Genomic DNA, 18,586 nt, shown 5'->3' on the forward strand with positions numbered 1-18,586 from the left:
CTAAAAAAACCTCCACTTTGGAGGTTTTTTTTGATATAAAAAGTTGTGTTACTTTAGTCCAAAGCAGGAATACGTAACATTTGTCCTGGATAAATCTTATCAGGATCTGATAACATAGGTTTGTTAGCTTCAAATATTACAGGGTACTTCATAGCATTACCATAATATGTTTTTGCAATTTTACCAAGCGTATCACCACTAACAACAGTGTGAAATTGAGCTTCAGGTTCTTGAACAGCAGTTGTCATTCTGTCGTCAACGCTTGCAATACCTTCTGTGTTACCCACAACTAAAACTACTTTTTCACGAGTAGCTTGATTTTCAGCTTCACCATAAACAAGTGCTAAATCACCATCAACAGATATGTCTAAGTCGGTTACGCCAAAGCCTAAAGCTTCAACGGCATTAACCAATTTACTTGCTTTTACACGAGCTAGTTCAGTTGCTTTCGCTGCATCTTCTAATGACTCTTCTTCTGTAGTTTTGCCAATGCCAAATACCTTTGCACCTGCGTTTTTAATAAATGAAAATAATCCCATAGTTTAATTTTTAGTTTTTATGTTTAAGGCTGTTAATATACGACAATTTTAAAAAATTATCATTGTTTTTAAAAATAGGATATCCTTTAATTATAAACTGAAATTTACTTTGGATATAAACTCGGGTTATAAGTGAAAAAGCCATACAAACAAATGAGAACTCCAATAAACATAATTAAACCATATAGTATACGAACCGTTTTACGTCCAAACATTTCTATAAAGGAGGCAATGTTAATATAGCCTCCACCGGGTTCTACAACCCAATCCCAATCAAGTATTAATCCTATTATTATCAGCAGAAAGCCTGCGACACCAATTAAATAACCATACTCTGGGTTTGCTGACATAAAATCTGTAAATACTTCCATGTTTTAAACTTTTATGAGTAAAGAACGTTTTTAAGCCTTTAGTTATTTTGCTTCCACTTATTTATGTTTCAAAAGGTATTTTATATATGGTTAATTGAAGTGATATAAACAAAAAAGTGAAATATAAAATTGTATTTTTGTACAAAGCCTAATTTTTATGATACTCCACAATTTTGAAGAACAAAATTCAATTTTAAGCCAGTTTATTTCGGAACTAAGAGCTACTGAAATTCAAAAAGATAGTATGCGTTTTAGAAGAAACATTGAGCGTGTTGGCGAAATTCTCTCTTATGAATTAAGTAAAACCTTAGATTTTGAGTCAAAAAAGATACAAACACCTTTAGGAGATAAGGAGGTTTCGGTATTGCAAGATGATTTGGTATTATGTTCTATTTTGCGGGCAGGCTTTCCTTTACATCAAGGATTGTTAAATTATTTTGATAATGCGGAAAATGCTTTTGTTTCTGCATACAGACATCATCCAGATGGTAAGGATGAATTTGAAGTTATTGTTAATTATTTGGCTTCTCCATCATTAAATAATAAAATTTTACTCTTAGCAGATCCTATGTTAGCAACAGGTAAAACTTTAGAAAATGTATTAGAAGGATTTAAAGATCATGGTAAACCAAAACAAATTCACATTATTTCTGTTATCGGGTCAATTGAAGGTATAAATTATGTAGAAAAAGTTTTTCCAGAAAACACACATTTATGGATAGCCACTATTGATAATCAATTAAACTCTAGAGGATACATTGTACCAGGTTTAGGCGATGCTGGTGATTTATGTTATGGTGAAAAACTTTAGAAACTTATAGAAATATAGAAACAATAGCCGCCGCAACAAATAAATACAAAAACACATCTTTAAACCATTTTTCCTTAACCATTTGTAAATAATTTGTAAAAAGAACGGCGGTTGGAAAAAATAGAAATAAAAATTCTGAACCATTTTTAACGGGTGCAGGTATAATTATCAGAATACTAACTATTAAATGCACTGTTAATACAAACCAAGCATTTTTAAGATCACTATTAATTGATATTATTTTTAAAGTAGTTGGAAATATTACCCAAATGATGAATCCTAGTAATAAGGTTAATGGAATTAGTAAATTTAATGAATTGTAATTCGTAAATACAAAGTTCGTAGTAAAATCCATCTCATAAGTATCGAACTTGTCAATCAACATTAAATAGGATGCATAAATAATAAACGATGTTATAAGTCCAACCAAAGGTAATAGAACATTTCTAATGGTACGTTTATTAAAATTAATAATGGCTGCATAAGGCAGCACCATATATAAAATACACCAAGGATAGATTATTGTTGCTACACCAATATAAAAAGAACTGTCAAATAATTTTTCTTTAGGGTTTTTAATTGTTCTTAAGCTATAAATTCTCCTAAAAGCTAATAATAATACGAAGTGTGCTCCTAATAATTTAAATTCACTAATTACCTTAGGAAACATGGCAATAAATAGTACTATTAAAAGTAAATCAAAGGCATTATCTTTTATTAATCCATTTTTTTTCGTAATAAATTGAACTAATAAGAGGGTAAGCATTAAAAAAGATAGTACTGCTAATTTTTTTAAAAAGAACGTAAAGCTAAAATCAATGGCAGGTGTAGAGAATATTGAAACTAAAATTACCAATGTTATTAAAATAAAAATGGTAAAAGTGGTTACAGGTGTTGATTTATTAAAAAAATTCGCAATCATTGGTAATATTTCATATTTTTGCCCTGTAAATATACTTAAGATATGATTGCAAACAATATTTTTAGAGCTTTAGGCGATTTTTTCACAAATGTTTTATTTGTACCGTATGATTATTTTAGATCAATACATGGTTGGTGGTCATCAAATATTTTAAACACTATTATTGTTATCATTGGTTTTATGGCAGCATTTTATTGGTTGAGTAAAATGGTTAAACATGAAAGAGAAAATAGTCTTTAATAAAGTAAATTTTGGGAAGTAAAAATAAATTAAAACGCTTTCGCGAGAATGAAACGTTTGTAAATGTTGTACAGCCCTCTCGAAAAGAAATATTAGACGGATTTCATTTAAAATCTAAATGGAATACTTTTTTTAAAAATAATAATCCAATTATTTTAGAACTCGGTTGCGGCAAAGGTGAATATACTGTTGCTTTAGCGAAGCGAAACCCAAATATAAATTATATTGGCATTGATATTAAGGGGTCACGGTTTTGGCGTGGAGCTAAAACAGCATTAGATGATAAACTTGATAATGTTGCTTTTTTACGTACTCAAATTGAGTTAATTGATATGTGCTTTGGTGTTAATGAAGTTAGTGAAATTTGGATTACCTTTCCCGATCCTCAGATAAAGTATAAGAGGATGAAGCATAGGTTGACAAATCCTGAGTTTCTTAAAAAATATCAACAAATCCTTACGGATGAGGGTGTTATGCACCTAAAAACTGATAGTGAGTTTTTACATGGCTACACTTTAGGTTTGTTGCAAGAAGGGAATCATGAAATTATATATGCACATCATAATATTTATATTAATAGTTATAGCCCTCTAGAAGCTACTGAGATTAAAACTTTTTATGAAAATCAGTTTTTAGAACAAAATAAAGCCATAACTTATATAAAATTTAGGACGCTTTACAAGTAACAATAATCTTTTTAACTTATGTCGGAAGATGGTTTTTTTGAAAAAGTATATAAAATAGCTAGAAAGATTCCTTATGGTAGAGTCACATCATATGGAGCAATAGCTAAATATTTGGGAGCTGCAAAATCGGCCAGAATGGTTGGTTGGGCTATGAATGCTAGCCATATAGATGATACTGTACCAGCACACAGAGTTGTAAATAGAAATGGTATTTTAACTGGGAAGCATCATTTTGATGGAATTAACCTAATGCAGCAACTATTAGAAAATGAAGGAGTTGAAGTTATAGACGCTAAAATCTCGAATTTTGAGGCTATTTTTTGGAACCCAAATGATTAATTGTTAAAAAAGAAACAATATTTTTAATAAAATTAAGTTTTAATACTGTTTTTAAATAATGCCATTGCATATTTTTTACTAAATTGCGACCCAAAAGGGAGAGTACATGAGACTATTATATAAATTACTTACATTGATCATACTATTTTCGATGCCTAAAACTTTCGCCCAGCTTGAGTTAAGTCACGAATTTGGTATTACTACAGGACCAGTTACCATGCAAACAGACTATGGTGAAAGGCATCATTTACCTAGTAGTACAGCTACTAGTTTTGGTATCGCTGCGGTACATTATTTAAGTTTTTACGGAAGTAATTATAACTGGAGAAATGGAGCAAGTTATTTTTCTGACCATTTTAAATTAAAAACGGAGGTGTCATATTATTTTAATAATAGTTTAGAACACAAAGGTCGGTATGTAGATGATGGCTCTACGAATGCTGAACTGGCTGAGCTTAAGGCTATGCATGGTAAAACAAAATCAATTAATATTGGTACAGCTTTAGAATATTATTTTAAAAATTTAGAAGATTATGGTCTTTTATTTAATGATGACGACAGATTTGCACCTTATGTAAGTGCAGGACTTCAATTTAATATGTTTACACCAGAACTAACTTCTGATTTAGGAGATTGGACTACTAATCCATCTGTTTTACCTGCAAAATGGCAAGACCAAGTTTATGTAGGTAAGCAAAATGCATTTTCCATGACCATGAGTGCTGGTACGCGTTATAAATTTGACAATTTTGATTTAGTGTTAGATGCTAGATGGCAATATTTCTTTACAGATAAATATGATGGTTTAGACTCTAAAAAAGATGACTCTAGTAAATTTAATGATACCTTAATTTATTTTAGTGTAGGTGTTGTTATTGATATGGATACGTTTGCTAGAAATTATTAATCTAAGGCATTTTTTAAATCAACTAATAAATCATCAATATCTTCAATACCAACGCTTAATCGTATGAGGTTGGTAGTGATACCCATTTTTTCTCTTTCCTGTATTGGAATAGAAGCATGTGTCATTGTTTCAGGATGATTTACTAGACTTTCTACACCTCCCAAAGATTCTGCTAATGTAAATATCTTAAAATTCTCAAGGACTTTGAAAGTAGCTTCTTGACTTTCATCTTTTAATTTAAACGAAACCATTCCACCATAGTTTTTCATTTGTTTTTTAGCAATTTTATAATTTTTACTATTTTCTAATCCAGGATAGTAAACTTCACTAACTTTTGGATGTGTTGTTAAATACTTTGCTATAGCTATTCCATTTTCACTGTGACGCTGTACTCTTAAATGTAAGGTTTTGATACCCCGTAATGCTAAAAAACTGTCTTGTGGTCCAGCAATAGCTCCTCCCGCGAACTGAATGAAATGAATTTCCTCAGCTAATTTCTCTTCCTTTACCATTAAAGCACCCATAACAAGGTCAGAATGACCACCAAGGTACTTAGTGGCAGAATGCATTACAATATCAGCTCCTAAGTCTAAAGGTTGTTGTAAATAAGGTGTGGCAAATGTATTATCAACTGCAATTAGTATAGTATCATCAACGGCTTTTACATTTGTAGAAATTTGTTCTATATCAGCTATCTTCATTAAAGGATTTGTTGGTGTTTCTATCCAAATCAGCTTAGTGTTTTTATTAATATATTTTTCGATATTAGAAGCATCTTCCATATTTACAAAATGGAATTTTAATCCATATTTTTGAAATAACTTTGTAAACATTCTATAAGAACCACCATATAAATCATCACCAGTTATGATTTCATCACCTGGGTTTAATAGTTTTAGTACACAATCAATAGCAGCCAAACCTGACGAAAAAGCAAATCCATGGGTGCCATTTTCTATGGCAGCAAAATTATTCTCTAAAGCGGTACGGGTAGGGTTTGCTGTCCTAGAATATGCATATCCTTTGTGTTTTCCTGGACTACTTTGTGCATAGGTAGAAGTTTGATAAATTGGAGGCATTACAGCACCTGTGGCTGGGTCATTTTGTTGACCGCCATGTATAGTTTTTGTATTAAATTTCATCTTTATCTGTTATTTTTTTTATCAACGGTCCTACAGTTAAACCTTGAACTATTATTGAAAACACAACAATTACATAAGTTATTACTAAGAACAAATCACGTTCCATAGCCTGTGTTAAACTTAAAGCTAAAGCTATTGAAATACCCCCTCGTAATCCACCCCATGTCATTATTAGATTTGTTTTACGTACAAAATTTAGTTTTTTAGCATAAATTTTAATCGGTAGCAATAGTGATATGTATCTGGCTAATAGTAATATAGGAATAGTTAAAAATCCTGCTAAAACATATTCGACTTTAAAAGTTAACACCAACATTTCCATACCTATCATTACGAATAAAATGGTGTTTAATAAAATATCAATCAACTCCCAAAATTTGTCCACATACTGCTCTGTAAGCTCGCTCATAGAAGATTGTCTGATTGTATCATTGCCTACTAATAAACCAGCCGTAACCATCGCTAATGGAGCTGATAAATGAAAGTGTTGTGCGATTAGTGTACCACCCATTACTGCAGCTAAAGTCAAAATTACTTCGATGGCGTAATCATCAATACTTTTTAATAGTCTATAAGTTAACCAACCAATAGCTAAACCAAGTCCAATACCACCACCAACTTCTACTAAAAATAATTTAGAAACATTAATTATTGAAATATCTTGACCGCCTTTAGCAATTTGATAGATAGTTAAAAATATTACAACACCTACACCATCATTAAAAAGAGATTCTCCAACAATTTTGGTTTCTAATTGTTTCGGAGCTCCAACTTTTTTCATAATTCCCAACACAGCTATAGGGTCGGTTGGTGATATGAGAGATCCAAAGAGCAAACAATAAATGAAATCGACATTAAAACTTAACACTTTCAACAAGTAATAAACTATTATTCCCGTTAAAAATGTAGATATAAAAGTACCTAAAGTGGCAAAGATTAGAATGGGTTTTCGTTGTACTTTTAATTGCTGAAAATTGGTGTGTAGAGCACCTGCAAACAACAAAAAACTCAGCATAATATCTAATAAAACGGTTTCAAAATTTATTTGAGAAATAAATTCTTTTTCCTTTAAAAGTAAGGTGTCATCAAATAAACTTAATCCTAAAATTGCCAAGGTGAATAGAATGGTAATTAGCATTAATCCAATAGCATCAGGAAGCTTAATAAATTTTATATTTAAATATCCAAAAAAAGCAGATAAAACTATAAGAATGGTGGCTATACTAAAATAATCCATGTTTAAAGATTGTTTTTTAAAGCTAAAATATAACCATAATGAATACCTTCATGAAAGTTATTAAATTCAATGGCATCTGATATTGAATTTAGAGTTAAGTTAGCACTTGTGGTATATGAAGTAAAAGATTTAAACATACCGCTTTTATAATCAGTATAAAATTGATCTACTAACTGAAGTAATTGCGATTTTATATATTCTAATTCTTGTGCTGTCATATCATTTTTAGGTTCCGTTCCCTTACGATATTTCTCAATAATTGTATCAGAAATATACATTGGCAATCCAGAAAATTTATAACAGAGTATCTGTTGGGTAACTAATAAATGACCAATATTCCAAGCTATATTATTTTTAAACCCTGCGTGTATTTTATTGAGTTGTTCCAATGAGTAATTATCAATTAATTTTAAAATTAATAATCTATTTGCCTTTAAAATATCAAATTGTTTCTCCATATTTTTTAATTTAGCGTGAAATTAAAGTTTTAATTTTTAAATCTGTTAGAATGAAAAAAATATATTTTTTAAAAACTTGTGATACCTGCAGAAGAATTTTGAAAGAAATTAATACTGATGATTTTACACTTCAAGAAATTAAGACAACACCAGTAACTGTTAGTCAGTTGGAAGAAATGTACGTTATGACTAATAGTTATGAAGCACTATTTAATAAGCGGGCAAAAAAATATACAGCAATGGATTTAAAAAACCAAAGCTTGACTGAGAAGGACTATAAACAACTTATTTTAGAGGAGTATACCTTTTTAAAGCGTCCCGTTATTATTGTAGGCGATAAAATTTTTGTTGGAAATGCAAAAAAAACAATTGAAGCATTAAAAGCATTGTTAGGTTAGCTTTTTTACATTCTTATAGAAACGTTAAAAGGAAAGGGTAATAAGTTTATTAAAGAAATTTTTAATACCTTAGAAGTGGAATTTGGATTATATAACTTCTTAGGAGATGAAAAATTACATTTTAATTCTATTTTCACTAATTCTTACTATTTCTTATGCTCAAAAAGAGAAGAATTCAGATTTAAAAGTTAGGGATGGCATTTTTAATGCTAATTTCACTTCAACTACAAAGATTACGGACCAATTATTTATAGAAAAGGGTATTAGTGTTGGGTATAATTTTGACGCCATGAGTTTAGAGTTACCTCTCCATTTTAAGTATAAAATCAATCAAAAGCTAAGTTTTTTTGCAGGGCCAAGCGTTTATACTACACGTAATATTAACCGTTATGGTAACTTATTAAATTCGACAGGATTTGGATCTTCTGCAGAAATAGGTTTACAATATGATTTTAACGAAAATGCGTATGCTAAATTTTTTTATAGACGTAATTTTAACGTTGCGGAAAATAGCAATTTAGGCATTAACGATATGGTTGACAGTGTCAATTTTAAATTTGGCTATCGATTTTAATGAGATATTAATCTAAATTCAATCTCTTTACTAATTATTCTATTTTTTTGCGTATAGCATTGGATTTAACGCATCGTCATTGTACATTTTCATCTGTTTGTAGACCTTCATGTATTTTTTTCCTAGTGATATATCATTCAGCAACTCGTCAATTGCAGTGGTTAAATCAACTCGTTGTTCTAAAAGAATATCTAACTTTAATTGACAATTTGCTCTATGTTCTTCAGAAGCAGAGGCTCTATTCGCTTCTTCTTGCATGTGATAAATTTTTAATGCTAATATCGATAACCTATCAATTGCCCAAGCCAGACTTTCTGTGTTAATGGTTGCTTGCGGTTCAATTGTAATATTTTTGAATTTATCAAAGTAATAACTATCAATATATTCCACCATATTGGTTCTATCTTGATTTGAAGCATCAATTTTTCGTTTCAAAGTCAATGCTTCTTCAGGATTAATATCTGGTAAACGTATTATATCTTCATAATGCCATTGTACGGTGTCAATCCAGCATTTCCTATACAGTAAATGCTCTAATGTGTTTTTATTAAAGGGGTTTTCAAAAGATTGATCAACTGAATCTTTTAAGTGATATTTTTTAATAACACTGTCAAATAAATTATTAAATTCTGATGCTTGCATTTTTTACGAAAATTTTCTTTCAATAATATTAATTAATCTCGCTTCATATTCTTCTTTACCAGCCCAATTATAATCTGGTTTAATTTGATTATAAATAAAATCTTTGGCCTCTTTTTCAGATTTTAAGGTATTCAGCTGAGACAAAACTCTATTGAAATCGGATTGACTAAAATTAAATAAATTCTTTACAAAAGCAATTCTATCATTTAAACCAATCTGAATTGTATTATTAAACATCTTATCATTCAATGTTTTTTTCTCGGTAGGTCTATCATCATCGTCAAAAAGTGTAGATGTCTTATCTGCAGAAATAGAATCTCTAAACTCTTCTTTTGAACTTATTTGATTAGCTTTTAATTCTCTAATGTCAATTCTAACCTTGTCAAATGTAGGTTCAAACATGCTTTTTTCTTCAACCTCTCTTTTTGGAGTAACTGGTTTCTCTTTTATTTTTACAGATGTTTCAACTTTATGAACTACTGATGTTATATTACTCTTATTTTCAATTTTAGTCTGAACTTCTTCAATCAGTTCTTCTTTAGTTTTTTTAAGATTTGGAGTTGTAACAATGTAATCGTCTACAAATGATAATACTGAAAGTTTTTCATAAACTAATCTTGCCTTCTCTTTTAAAGCCAAAACTTCATCTTTATTTTTCATTTGTAAAATACTATGAGCTAGGCTCACTAGCTCCGCTTCCAGTTTTTTGTGCATAAAATGATAATTTTATTTATGTTGTAGGACTAATTTTTAATAGATTTGTTATGATTCTATAATCACAAAACATATTACTAATATTACAACGCTTAAAATTACAAAATGTTTCTCGAAAATACAGTAAATCAGGCAGAACAATTTGGTTGGATAGAAGTGATCTGCGGTTCTATGTTTTCTGGTAAAACGGAAGAATTAATACGTCGACTAAAAAGAGCTCAATTTGCGAAACAAAAAGTGGAGATCTTTAAACCAGAAATTGATACGCGTTATGATGATGAAAACGTAGTTTCTCATGATGCCAATGAATTCCGTTCTACACCAGTACCGGCAGCAGCAAACATAAGAATTTTAGCGAATGATGTCGATGTAGTAGGTATAGACGAAGCCCAATTTTTTGATGATGAAATTGTAGCGGTTTGTAATGATTTGGCAAACCGAGGTGTTAGAGTTATAGTAGCAGGGTTAGATATGGATTTTAAAGGGAATCCGTTTGGACCCATGCCCGCATTGATGGCTACTGCTGAATATGTTACTAAAGTACATGCCGTTTGCACTAAAACTGGAAATTTAGCACATTATAGTCATAGAAAAATAAAGAATGATAATTTGGTGTTTCTAGGTGAAACGGAAGAGTATGAACCCTTAAGTAGAGCTGCCTATTATAAAGAAATATTGCGAGAAAAATTAAAGCATGTTGAGGTTAAAGATGCTGAAAAAATTATACCTAAATCAAAATTGTAAATGACTAAAACGGCCGAAACGGTTTTAGAAATTAATCTAAATGCACTTCAGCATAATTTTGAATATATAAAGTCAAAATTAAAGGCTAATACTAAAACTTTAGCGGTTGTAAAGGCTTATGGATATGGAACAGACGCTTGCGTTATTGCCAAACATTTAGAAAAACTAAATGTAGATTACTTTGCTGTTGCTTATGTAGATGAAGGCGTTGCATTACGAAAAGCTGGTGTTAAAACTCCAATTTTAGTTTTGCATCCTCAAATTGTTCATTTTAAACTTTTAATCAAGCACTGCTTAGAACCTAATATATTTAGTGAAAGGGTCTTAAAAGCTTTTATTGATTTGATGGAATCTGAAAATCAAAAACAGTATCCCATACACCTTAAATTTAATACCGGTTTAAATAGATTAGGTTTTAAAGTAGAAGATGTTGATACAATTAGTGGTTATTTACATAATACAACAACTGTCAAAGTAGCTTCCATATTCTCTCATTTAGTGGCTAGTGAAGATTTAAATGAACGAGAATTCTCAGAGAATCAAATTAATCTTTTTAACAAAATTATTGATACGTTTAAATCAAAACTAAACAATCAACCTATATTTCATATGGCAAATACTTCAGGGATCATAAACTATCCCAATGCCCATTTTGATATGGTTCGGATAGGAATAAGCCTATATGGTTTTGCTAATGACCAAAAGTATACAGAACAACTAAGGAATGTAGCTTCATTAAAATCTATCATTTCTCAGATTCATATTATTAACAAAGGAGAGTCGGTCGGGTATAATAGAGGTTACACTGCTGACAGAGATATTATGACAGCAACCGTACCCATTGGCCATGCTGACGGTATCCATAGGTCTTTTGGTAAAGGCAAAGGGTATGTTACCATAAACGGATCTAAAGCACCTATAGTTGGTAATGTTTGTATGGATATGATAATGGTTGATGTTACAAATATTAATTGTGAAGAAGGAGATGAAGTAGTTGTTTTTAATAATCAACAAACAATAATTGATTTAGCGTCCGCAATTGATACCATTCCCTATGAAATTTTAACGGCAATTTCACAACGTGTAAAAAGAATTGTTAAGTAAATGTTAAATTTTGTATATTTGCAACTTATTAACCTATAAAATAAAACTAAAATGTTAAAAGAATTTAAGAATTTTATTATGACTGGCAACGTTATTGATTTTGCAGTTGCAGTTATTTTAGCAGGTGCCGTTGGCCTTGTAGTAAATGGATTTGTAAACGATATTATTATGCCTATCGTTGGTCACTTTGCAGGAGGAATGGACTTTGCTAGCTTGAAATACATACTATCTCCAGCAGAATTGGCTGCTGATGGTGCTGTCGTAAAACCAGAAAATGCTGTACGATGGGGAGCATGGATTAACTCAATTATCAATTTAATAATTGTTGGTTTTGTAATGTTCATGATGGTAAAAGCTTATAACAAAAGTAAAAAACCAGTTGAAGCTGCTGCTCCAGCAGGACCTTCTCAAGAAGATTTATTAGCCGAAATTAGAGATTTATTGAAAAAATAATTTTCGAAAACCAAAATCAATTGACCTAAAAAACCCGAGTTGAAAAACTCGGGTTTTTTGTTTTTTTAAAATAAAATTATTTATTATTTTGTTTTTTTGAATGATAAACTTCTGCAATTGTAGGATTCTCATACGCGGTTTCAAGCAGTATTAATTCATCATTAACAGTTACACTACCTTTTTTTAGTACCTTAAAATAGACACCACATTTAGTGGAATTCCAGAATTGTTTAACAATTGATTGATCATTAAATCGAATACCTAACTTATAACATGGCTCTCGGGGTTTGGTAACTTGAATTTTAACCTCACCTAATTGATAAATTTCACCCACATGCATTTTAGTTTCTTCTAACTGATCGAATGTTATGTTTTCGCCAAAAATACCGTATTGCCAATCTAAATTAGGGTGTAGTTCCTTAAAATAAGGATAATGATTTCCTCCATAGGCATAAACTGCCTTATCAATACCGCCATGGTGTTTTCTGTCGACAATAGCATCATTCTTTACAAGTTCTGTGTCTAAATAAATTGCTTCTTGCACAGGTGATTTAAAAATACCAGTTTCAACAATTTTATTTCGCCATTGAATAGTTCTTTTTTCACCGATATTGAGAGATATAATTTTCATTGATTTAATGCATTAGTTTGTTAATGAAAAATAGGTGAAACAAGGAAGTATTCTTATTTATAGTAGCTTTAAGATTGTACTTTTTTTGATGTTAACTTATCTGCTATTTTTCGGTCATTTGATAATCGTGGTATTTTATTTTGTCCTCCTAATTTACCTATAGATTTCATATAATCTTGAAAACCATCTTTTTTAATTTTGGTGACTTTTAGGGTTTGGAGAATATTTCCGATAATTAAATCATAATAATACGAGTTTTGTTCTTGCATTTTACTGTCGATTTTAGAGATAAAATCGGTCATGTCAAGAGGCTCTTTTTCAAATTCGATAAACCATTCGTGATAAGGAAGTCCACTATCTGGATTGGTTTGTGGAGCAACAGTAAATTCGTTTACGGATATCCCTGTGCCTTCTGTAGCCGCTTTTAAAGCATGTTCAACTTCTTTTGCAATAACATGCTCACCAAATGCAGAAATAAAGTGTTTTATTCTTCCAGAAACTATTATACGATATGGCTTTAATGAGGTAAATTGAACGGTGTCTCCAATATTATAACCCCAAAGACCGGCATTGGTTGAAATTATCATTACATAATTTACTTCTAATTCTACATCAGAAATAGTAATTCTCTCCGGGTTTTCATCAAAGAATTCATCTGCTTTTATAAACTCATAGAAAATACCACTGTTTAATAGGAGTAGCATTCCCTTTTCATTTTGTTTGTCTTGAAAAGCAAAAAAACCTTCCGAAGCAGGAAAAAGTTCAATAGAATCAACTTTTTTACCAATCATTTTCTCAAACTTATTCCGATATGGCTCAAAATTTACACCACCATAAACGAATAAATTAAAATTTGGGAAAATTTCGCTAATACTTTTACCTGATTTCGCTGTTAATTTTTCAAAATACATCTGCACCCAAGAAGGAATTCCACTAATTAAAGTCATATCTTCTTGTATTGTTTCTTCAACGATGGCATCTACCTTAATCTCCCAATCGTCAATACAGTTGGTTTCCCAACTTGGCATTCTGTTCTTTTGTAAGTAATTAGGTACAAAATGTGCAACAATGCCTGACAGTCTACCTGTTTTTATACCTTTTTTTTCATCAATAATGGGACTCCCTTGAAGAAAGATCATTTTACCATTAACAAAATCAGCATTACCAGTTTCAGCGATATACATTAATAAAGCATTACGGGCCGCTTTTATATGAAAAGGCATTGATTCTTTAGTTAACGGAATGTATTTGGCACCAGAAGTGGTACCAGAAGTTTTGGCAAAATAGAGGGGTTTTCCACGCCATAATACATCAGATTTACCTTGTAAAATTTGTTCAACATAAGGTTTTAAATCTTCATAATCTCTAATGGGAACATTGGTTTTAAAATCTTGATAAGAATTAATATTCTCAAAGTTATGATCTTTGCCAAATGTGGTGTTTTTGGCTTGAGCAATTAGTTTTTTAAAGACTTTTTCTTGCGTTTTTTTTGGTTCTGCGGCCCATTTATAGACCCTGTTTTGGATCCGTTTAGCAATAGGTTTCGCTAAAATAGATTTGATATTCATTATTTAAAATCTATAAAGTTTAAAGGATTTACTGGAAAACCATCATTCCATAGCTCAAAATGTAGGTGAGGACCAGTAGACAGCTCACCAGTTGAACCGGCATTGGCTATTGCTTCACCCGTCTTTACAATATCACCTTGCTCTTTATGTATAGATGAATTGTGTTTATACACAGATAAAAATCCCTTTGCGTGTTCTAAAATAATAACAAACCCAGTTTCTGCTGTAAACCCAGTAAAGATTACAGTACCATCAGCCACAGCTTTTACCGGAGAATCTTTTTCTACAGCAATATCTATGGCATAATGTTTTTCTTCGGGATTAAAAACATCGGTTATTTTGCCTGAAATAGGAGCAAAGAATACCAAATCTGTTTTTTTGGTAGCTTTTTCAAAAACACTAAACCGATCTTCGCGTTCAACTTCTTCTCTAAATATAGAATCTAATGGCGAAATTTTGGTATCTAAATTAACATCTTCAATGCGAAGTTGCTCTTCAATAGAATCTCTATTAACGGCAATGTCTTTAACCTTACCAGTGAGTACTTGTTGAATATTACGTAAATACAGATCATTAACGGCTAGTTTTTGCTGTAAAGAATCCACTTTATAAACCAAATCAGTAGCTTTTCTCTTTAAAGCTGTAGAAGAATAACCTGGAATGTATTCTTTTAGCGGTGTAAAGGCAATTAAAAAAATGGTAGAACCAATTAGGATAACTGAAAATAAAGAGCTTAAGATTAAAACATTAAGTCTGTTAAGTTTAAAAGAAAAACGTTCTTCAAAAGTATCTTCATTTAATACCACAAAACGGTATTTAAACGTAAGTTTCTCTTTAATTTTTGCTTTATTTTCCTTTTTTTTTGCCATTAGTTAGTAACAAATATACAACGGTTTTTTGATTTTAAAATGGTTTATAAAACCGCAAAATGAGATATTTTTTTAATTCATCTAGAATTCCTTGTAAAAATTCATTTCATCAATATACTGCCAAACTTTACAAGGTAATAGGGGTTGTATATTTTTATGATTGGCGATAGCTTTGCGAATAAAAGTAGAGGAAATTTCCATGATCGGAGCATCAACAGGATGAATTTTTGGGTGATTGTCAAATCTAGTTATAGGTTTTTCACCAGCATAAATTCTAGGGTATACGTAAATATTGTATTCTTCCAGAATTACCTCATAATTTTTCCATTTATGGAAAGAAGCCAAATTATCTTCACCCATAATCAAGTTAAACTGATGTTGTGGGTGTTTTTCTGCCAAATGAACAAGCGTATTGATGGTGTAGTTGGGCTGAGGTAAGTCAAACTCAATCTTTGAAGGTTTCAATTTAGGATAGTCTTCTGTAGCAAGGCTAACCAACTGATAACGATGATTATCCGCTAATAAGGTCGATTTTTTTTTAAACGGAGAATGTGGAGTTATTACCATCCAAATTTCGTCTAAATCAGAAAATTCAACCATATGGTTTGCAATGGCCAAATGTCCTACATGAATGGGATTAAAAGTCCCAAAGTACAAGCCAATCTTCATTTGGTATTTTTATTTACAAAATTTGCAACCAACTCTTCTGCTTCTTTTAAGGCAACTGCTAAATCGTAATTTTTTATAATTTGATCAAATTGTGGAGCAGTAGCCAGTTCAACAGAAGCTTTTGCAATCCGCATATTAATGCGATCTTCACTTTCTGTTTTTCGTTTTTTTAATCTAATTTTTAATTCGTCAACACTCGGTGGTTTTACAAAAACGGCTAAAGTTTCTTCGGGAAATTTCTTTTTTATCCTTAATCCACCAGCAACATCAATATCAAAAATTACATGTTTCCCCAATGCCCATATACGTTCTACTTCACTTTTTAGTGTACCGTAAAAATTATCTCTATAGACTTCTTCCCATTCTAAAAAGTCATCATTTTTAATATGATTTTTAAAATCTTTTGTACTAATAAAATAATAATCAGAACCATTAATTTCTTCACCACGAGGCTCACGAGAAGTAGCCGAAATAGAAAATTCTAAATTCAGGTTTTTTAGGCCCAGCAAATGTCTTACAATTGTAGTTTTACCTGATCCTGATGGTGCAGAAAAGACAATGAGTTTACCTTTTTTTTGATTAGAGATTTTACTTGAAGACATATATTTCTTTACCTTTTTAAAAACACTAATAAATACTTAGCAGTGTTTAATTATTTGATTTAGTTAATAATTAGCGTTAACTACCAGTCTGTTATGTTAAAAGAATACTGATTGGTATGTGTTTTATAAAGTTTGTTTATAAAACATTTAGTAACTGTTCCTTTATTTTTTCTAATTCATCCTTCATTTGTACCACAACTTTTTGCATTGGAGCAAAATTAGATTTTGAACCTGTTGTGTTTATTTCTCTACCAATTTCTTGGCAAATAAAACCTAGCTTTTTACCATTAGATTCTTCACTAAGTAATGCTTGTAAAAAATAATCTAAGTGATTTTTTAAACGAACTTTTTCTTCTGTAATATCTAATTTTTCTAGATAATAAATTAGTTCTTGTTCAAACCTGTTTTCATCTACATTTTGCACTAAATCAGACACTGCTTTTTCAATACGTTCTCGAACTTGAGCCAAGCGTTGAATATCTAAATCAACAACTTCGGCAGATAATTTTTGAATGTTTTTTATTCGTGTAGTAAAATCATGAGCTAAGACAGCTCCTTCATCAGCTCTATAAACCAAAACCTCTTCAATGGCTTCATCAATCGTTTTTTCAATCTCTGTCCATTCTGTTTCATCAAACTCTTCACGGTTCGTTTTTAAAACATCGGGTAATCTCATAGCTATTTCTAATAAACTTTCAGAAGCCACTTCTGTAACACTTCTTAATTGGTCTATATAGTTGTTAACAACTTCTTGGTTAATTGTTGAGGTGGTTTCGCTACCCGTACTTTCAATATAAATTGAAAAATCTACTTTACCTCTAAATAATTGTTGTGAAAGTTTACTTCTAATTTCGAGTTCTTTTTCTCGGTACATCGATGGTACTCTAACGTTTAAATCTAAGTTTTTACTATTTAACGTTTTAATTTCAACGGTTACTTTTTTTTGAGATAGTTCAGTTACGGCTTTACCGTATCCTGTCATAGATTGTATCATATAATATGGGTAAGTTTCACGCAAATTTACGCAAAATATGTTAACAGGCTTCTATTGTTTAGCTCTGTTAACTGAGGTTACCATATAAACTCCCACAAAAATTAAAAGGGTTGCTAAAATTTTAACGCTGCTTAGTGTATCACTTTTAGTAAGAAGAGCGTAAGCAGTTGCTATTACAGGTTGTAAATAAACAAATGCACTTAGTGTTGTGGGTTTTAACTTTGTTAATGCAAATAAGTTTATCAAATAAGCAAAGAAAGTGGTAAAAACAATTACAAAACCAATATTGTAATAGATTGATGTTGGAATACTATTCCATTGTATGTCTAACACTTCGCTAATTCCGAAAGGAATAACTAAGAGAAGACCAAAGAGATATAGCCATTTTATAAAAGTTAAAGGATTGTATTTGACAGTGAGTTTTTTAACAATTATTAGATATAAACCGTATGAAGATGCATTTATAAAAATCAAAAGATTACCTAAAATCGGATGATCACCAGGCACAGCACTTTTACCATAAACTATTAAAATAATTGCTCCCGTTAAACCTATTAGAATACCAACAACTTTTGGAATAGTTATTTTTTCTTTCAAAATAATTGCTGAAAGTAGTAATACGATAATGGGTGTTGAAACCATGATGGCTGAGGCATTTATTGGGCTGGTCATACTTAAACCCTTAAAAAAGGCAAGCATATTGATGCAGACTCCAAATAGTGCAGCTAAAAATATTCTCAAAAAATCAGCCTTGTCTATTCTTTCATTAGTGGTAAACAGACTTAAAATCCAAAATAGTATTGTAGCACCTAATACACGTATTACAATAAAACCAAATGGTTTTATGTACATCGGCATAACATCTTTTGCTACTGTATAATTTATACCATAAATCAGAGCAACAATAAAAGCGGCAATATAAGCTCTTGTTTTATTATGCATAGCTTCATTCAAAAAAGAAAAAGTAATGAT

At 30.8% G+C, this 18,586-nt stretch carries 25 protein-coding genes; 10 read left to right on the forward strand and 15 right to left on the reverse strand.

Annotated features, from left to right (window positions below):
- Positions 1-53: 53 nt before the first annotated feature.
- A complete protein-coding gene (lysM, locus tag FF125_RS00405) occupies positions 54-539 on the reverse strand; it encodes a peptidoglycan-binding protein LysM (RefSeq protein WP_138947927.1) in 486 nt (161 codons plus the stop codon).
- Positions 540-643: 104 nt separating this feature from the next.
- Complete coding sequence (locus tag FF125_RS00410) at positions 644-910, reverse strand: immunity 17 family protein (RefSeq protein ID WP_138947928.1); 267 nt, start codon at positions 908-910, stop codon at positions 644-646.
- 157 nt (positions 911-1,067) lie between these two features.
- Here FF125_RS00410 and upp point away from each other — a divergent pair, with 157 nt between their 5' ends.
- Positions 1,068-1,721 carry a uracil phosphoribosyltransferase gene (gene upp / locus FF125_RS00415; protein WP_138947929.1) on the forward strand — a complete coding sequence of 218 codons (654 nt, stop codon included), beginning with the start codon at positions 1,068-1,070 and terminating at the stop codon, positions 1,719-1,721.
- Positions 1,722-1,725: 4 nt separating this feature from the next.
- Here the strand turns inward: upp and FF125_RS00420 are convergent, their stop codons facing one another.
- On the reverse strand, positions 1,726-2,643 hold the full coding sequence (locus FF125_RS00420; protein WP_138947930.1) for a DUF6427 family protein: 918 nt from the start codon (positions 2,641-2,643) through the stop codon (positions 1,726-1,728).
- Positions 2,644-2,685: 42 nt separating this feature from the next.
- Between FF125_RS00420 and FF125_RS00425 the strand changes: the two genes are divergently transcribed.
- The 4 genes from FF125_RS00425 (at position 2,686) to FF125_RS00440 (ending at position 4,815) form a co-directional block, all read left to right on the forward strand.
- A complete protein-coding gene (locus FF125_RS00425) occupies positions 2,686-2,883 on the forward strand; it encodes a DUF6341 family protein (protein ID WP_138947931.1) in 198 nt (65 codons plus the stop codon).
- A gap of 11 nt (positions 2,884-2,894) precedes the next feature.
- On the forward strand, positions 2,895-3,569 hold the full coding sequence (trmB, locus tag FF125_RS00430) for a tRNA (guanosine(46)-N7)-methyltransferase TrmB (RefSeq protein WP_138947932.1): 675 nt from the start codon (positions 2,895-2,897) through the stop codon (positions 3,567-3,569).
- Positions 3,570-3,587: 18 nt separating this feature from the next.
- Complete coding sequence (locus FF125_RS00435) at positions 3,588-3,908, forward strand: MGMT family protein (protein WP_138947933.1); 321 nt, start codon at positions 3,588-3,590, stop codon at positions 3,906-3,908.
- Between the two features lie 106 nt (positions 3,909-4,014).
- Positions 4,015-4,815: a THC0290_0291 family protein gene (locus FF125_RS00440; protein WP_138947934.1), complete on the forward strand. Its 801-nt coding sequence runs from the start codon at positions 4,015-4,017 to the stop codon at positions 4,813-4,815.
- On the opposite strand, the gene FF125_RS00445 is transcribed toward FF125_RS00440, so the two are convergent.
- The 3 genes from FF125_RS00445 to FF125_RS00455 are packed head-to-tail and all read right to left on the reverse strand — an operon-like array spanning position 4,812 to position 7,652.
- Entirely contained in the window at positions 4,812-5,957 is a 1,146-nt protein-coding gene (locus tag FF125_RS00445) for a cystathionine gamma-synthase (protein ID WP_138947935.1), read from the reverse strand. The genes FF125_RS00440 and FF125_RS00445 overlap by 4 nt on opposite strands.
- On the reverse strand, positions 5,947-7,194 hold the full coding sequence (locus FF125_RS00450; RefSeq protein ID WP_138947936.1) for a cation:proton antiporter: 1,248 nt from the start codon (positions 7,192-7,194) through the stop codon (positions 5,947-5,949). Before FF125_RS00450 ends, FF125_RS00445 begins: the two co-directional genes overlap by 11 nt.
- 2 nt (positions 7,195-7,196) lie before the next feature.
- The gene (locus FF125_RS00455) at positions 7,197-7,652 is read right to left on the reverse strand and encodes a DinB family protein (RefSeq protein ID WP_138947937.1); all 456 of its coding nucleotides are present in this window, start codon (positions 7,650-7,652) and stop codon (positions 7,197-7,199) included.
- 50 nt (positions 7,653-7,702) lie between these two features.
- On the opposite strand from FF125_RS00455, the gene FF125_RS00460 reads away from it, so the two are divergent.
- Both FF125_RS00460 and FF125_RS00465 read left to right on the forward strand, forming a co-directional pair.
- Positions 7,703-8,050, forward strand: coding sequence for an arsenate reductase family protein (locus FF125_RS00460; protein ID WP_138947938.1), 348 nt, complete (start codon positions 7,703-7,705; stop codon positions 8,048-8,050).
- Positions 8,051-8,156: 106 nt separating this feature from the next.
- Complete coding sequence (locus FF125_RS00465; protein ID WP_138947939.1) at positions 8,157-8,624, forward strand: hypothetical protein; 468 nt, start codon at positions 8,157-8,159, stop codon at positions 8,622-8,624.
- Between the two features lie 39 nt (positions 8,625-8,663).
- Here FF125_RS00465 and FF125_RS00470 read toward each other — a convergent pair whose 3' ends face one another.
- Both FF125_RS00470 and FF125_RS00475 read right to left on the reverse strand, forming a co-directional pair.
- Positions 8,664-9,266: a DUF4254 domain-containing protein gene (locus FF125_RS00470; protein ID WP_138947940.1), complete on the reverse strand. Its 603-nt coding sequence runs from the start codon at positions 9,264-9,266 to the stop codon at positions 8,664-8,666.
- Between the two features lie 3 nt (positions 9,267-9,269).
- Positions 9,270-9,980, reverse strand: coding sequence for a hypothetical protein (locus FF125_RS00475; protein WP_138947941.1), 711 nt, complete (start codon positions 9,978-9,980; stop codon positions 9,270-9,272).
- Between the two features lie 105 nt (positions 9,981-10,085).
- Here FF125_RS00475 and FF125_RS00480 point away from each other — a divergent pair, with 105 nt between their 5' ends.
- The 3 genes from FF125_RS00480 to mscL are packed head-to-tail and all read left to right on the forward strand — an operon-like array spanning position 10,086 to position 12,281.
- On the forward strand, positions 10,086-10,724 hold the full coding sequence (locus FF125_RS00480; protein WP_138947942.1) for a thymidine kinase: 639 nt from the start codon (positions 10,086-10,088) through the stop codon (positions 10,722-10,724).
- A complete protein-coding gene (alr, locus tag FF125_RS00485) occupies positions 10,725-11,828 on the forward strand; it encodes an alanine racemase (RefSeq protein WP_138947943.1) in 1,104 nt (367 codons plus the stop codon). It begins immediately after the preceding gene.
- A 51-nt stretch (positions 11,829-11,879) separates the two neighbouring features.
- Complete coding sequence (gene mscL, locus FF125_RS00490) at positions 11,880-12,281, forward strand: large conductance mechanosensitive channel protein MscL (protein ID WP_138947944.1); 402 nt, start codon at positions 11,880-11,882, stop codon at positions 12,279-12,281.
- A 76-nt stretch (positions 12,282-12,357) separates the two neighbouring features.
- On the opposite strand, the gene FF125_RS00495 is transcribed toward mscL, so the two are convergent.
- The 7 genes from FF125_RS00495 to FF125_RS00525 all read right to left on the reverse strand — a co-directional run bounded on the left by FF125_RS00495 (position 12,358) and on the right by FF125_RS00525 (position 18,556).
- The gene (locus tag FF125_RS00495) at positions 12,358-12,912 is read right to left on the reverse strand and encodes an MOSC domain-containing protein (protein WP_138947945.1); all 555 of its coding nucleotides are present in this window, start codon (positions 12,910-12,912) and stop codon (positions 12,358-12,360) included.
- 68 nt (positions 12,913-12,980) lie between these two features.
- Positions 12,981-14,480: a GH3 auxin-responsive promoter family protein gene (locus FF125_RS00500; RefSeq protein WP_138947946.1), complete on the reverse strand. Its 1,500-nt coding sequence runs from the start codon at positions 14,478-14,480 to the stop codon at positions 12,981-12,983.
- Positions 14,480-15,349, reverse strand: a complete 870-nt coding sequence (locus tag FF125_RS00505; protein ID WP_138947947.1) for a M23 family metallopeptidase — start codon at positions 15,347-15,349, stop codon at positions 14,480-14,482. Before FF125_RS00505 ends, FF125_RS00500 begins: the two co-directional genes overlap by 1 nt.
- Before the next feature lie 81 nt (positions 15,350-15,430).
- Complete coding sequence (nadD, locus tag FF125_RS00510) at positions 15,431-16,018, reverse strand: nicotinate (nicotinamide) nucleotide adenylyltransferase (RefSeq protein ID WP_138947948.1); 588 nt, start codon at positions 16,016-16,018, stop codon at positions 15,431-15,433.
- Positions 16,015-16,620, reverse strand: coding sequence for a guanylate kinase (gmk, locus tag FF125_RS00515; RefSeq protein WP_138947949.1), 606 nt, complete (start codon positions 16,618-16,620; stop codon positions 16,015-16,017). The genes nadD and gmk overlap by 4 nt, the downstream gene beginning before the upstream one ends.
- 136 nt (positions 16,621-16,756) lie before the next feature.
- Positions 16,757-17,614 carry a YicC/YloC family endoribonuclease gene (locus FF125_RS00520; protein ID WP_138947950.1) on the reverse strand — a complete coding sequence of 286 codons (858 nt, stop codon included), beginning with the start codon at positions 17,612-17,614 and terminating at the stop codon, positions 16,757-16,759.
- Positions 17,615-17,665: 51 nt separating this feature from the next.
- The gene (locus FF125_RS00525; RefSeq protein ID WP_138947951.1) at positions 17,666-18,556 is read right to left on the reverse strand and encodes a DMT family transporter; all 891 of its coding nucleotides are present in this window, start codon (positions 18,554-18,556) and stop codon (positions 17,666-17,668) included.
- Positions 18,557-18,586: the final 30 nt, after the last annotated feature.

Source organism: Aureibaculum algae, assembly GCF_006065315.1.
Lineage (GTDB): Bacteria > Bacteroidota > Bacteroidia > Flavobacteriales > Flavobacteriaceae > Aureibaculum > Aureibaculum algae.

Coding starts and splice junctions, on each gene's coding strand:
- lysM (WP_138947927.1), bottom strand. CDS start 539: ATGGGATTATTTTCATTTATTAAAAACGCAGGTGCAAAGGTATTTGGC.
- FF125_RS00410 (WP_138947928.1), bottom strand. CDS start 910: ATGGAAGTATTTACAGATTTTATGTCAGCAAACCCAGAGTATGGTTAT.
- upp (WP_138947929.1), top strand. CDS start 1,068: ATGATACTCCACAATTTTGAAGAACAAAATTCAATTTTAAGCCAGTTT.
- FF125_RS00420 (WP_138947930.1), bottom strand. CDS start 2,643: ATGATTGCGAATTTTTTTAATAAATCAACACCTGTAACCACTTTTACC.
- FF125_RS00425 (WP_138947931.1), top strand. CDS start 2,686: ATGATTGCAAACAATATTTTTAGAGCTTTAGGCGATTTTTTCACAAAT.
- FF125_RS00435 (WP_138947933.1), top strand. CDS start 3,588: ATGTCGGAAGATGGTTTTTTTGAAAAAGTATATAAAATAGCTAGAAAG.
- FF125_RS00440 (WP_138947934.1), top strand. CDS start 4,015: ATGAGACTATTATATAAATTACTTACATTGATCATACTATTTTCGATG.
- FF125_RS00445 (WP_138947935.1), bottom strand. CDS start 5,957: ATGAAATTTAATACAAAAACTATACATGGCGGTCAACAAAATGACCCA.
- FF125_RS00450 (WP_138947936.1), bottom strand. CDS start 7,194: ATGGATTATTTTAGTATAGCCACCATTCTTATAGTTTTATCTGCTTTT.
- FF125_RS00455 (WP_138947937.1), bottom strand. CDS start 7,652: ATGGAGAAACAATTTGATATTTTAAAGGCAAATAGATTATTAATTTTA.
- FF125_RS00460 (WP_138947938.1), top strand. CDS start 7,703: ATGAAAAAAATATATTTTTTAAAAACTTGTGATACCTGCAGAAGAATT.
- FF125_RS00465 (WP_138947939.1), top strand. CDS start 8,157: ATGAAAAATTACATTTTAATTCTATTTTCACTAATTCTTACTATTTCT.
- FF125_RS00470 (WP_138947940.1), bottom strand. CDS start 9,266: ATGCAAGCATCAGAATTTAATAATTTATTTGACAGTGTTATTAAAAAA.
- FF125_RS00475 (WP_138947941.1), bottom strand. CDS start 9,980: ATGCACAAAAAACTGGAAGCGGAGCTAGTGAGCCTAGCTCATAGTATT.
- FF125_RS00480 (WP_138947942.1), top strand. CDS start 10,086: ATGTTTCTCGAAAATACAGTAAATCAGGCAGAACAATTTGGTTGGATA.
- alr (WP_138947943.1), top strand. CDS start 10,725: ATGACTAAAACGGCCGAAACGGTTTTAGAAATTAATCTAAATGCACTT.
- mscL (WP_138947944.1), top strand. CDS start 11,880: ATGTTAAAAGAATTTAAGAATTTTATTATGACTGGCAACGTTATTGAT.
- FF125_RS00495 (WP_138947945.1), bottom strand. CDS start 12,912: ATGAAAATTATATCTCTCAATATCGGTGAAAAAAGAACTATTCAATGG.
- FF125_RS00500 (WP_138947946.1), bottom strand. CDS start 14,480: ATGAATATCAAATCTATTTTAGCGAAACCTATTGCTAAACGGATCCAA.
- FF125_RS00505 (WP_138947947.1), bottom strand. CDS start 15,349: ATGGCAAAAAAAAAGGAAAATAAAGCAAAAATTAAAGAGAAACTTACG.
- nadD (WP_138947948.1), bottom strand. CDS start 16,018: ATGAAGATTGGCTTGTACTTTGGGACTTTTAATCCCATTCATGTAGGA.
- gmk (WP_138947949.1), bottom strand. CDS start 16,620: ATGTCTTCAAGTAAAATCTCTAATCAAAAAAAAGGTAAACTCATTGTC.
- FF125_RS00520 (WP_138947950.1), bottom strand. CDS start 17,614: ATGATACAATCTATGACAGGATACGGTAAAGCCGTAACTGAACTATCT.
- FF125_RS00525 (WP_138947951.1), bottom strand. CDS start 18,556: ATGCATAATAAAACAAGAGCTTATATTGCCGCTTTTATTGTTGCTCTG.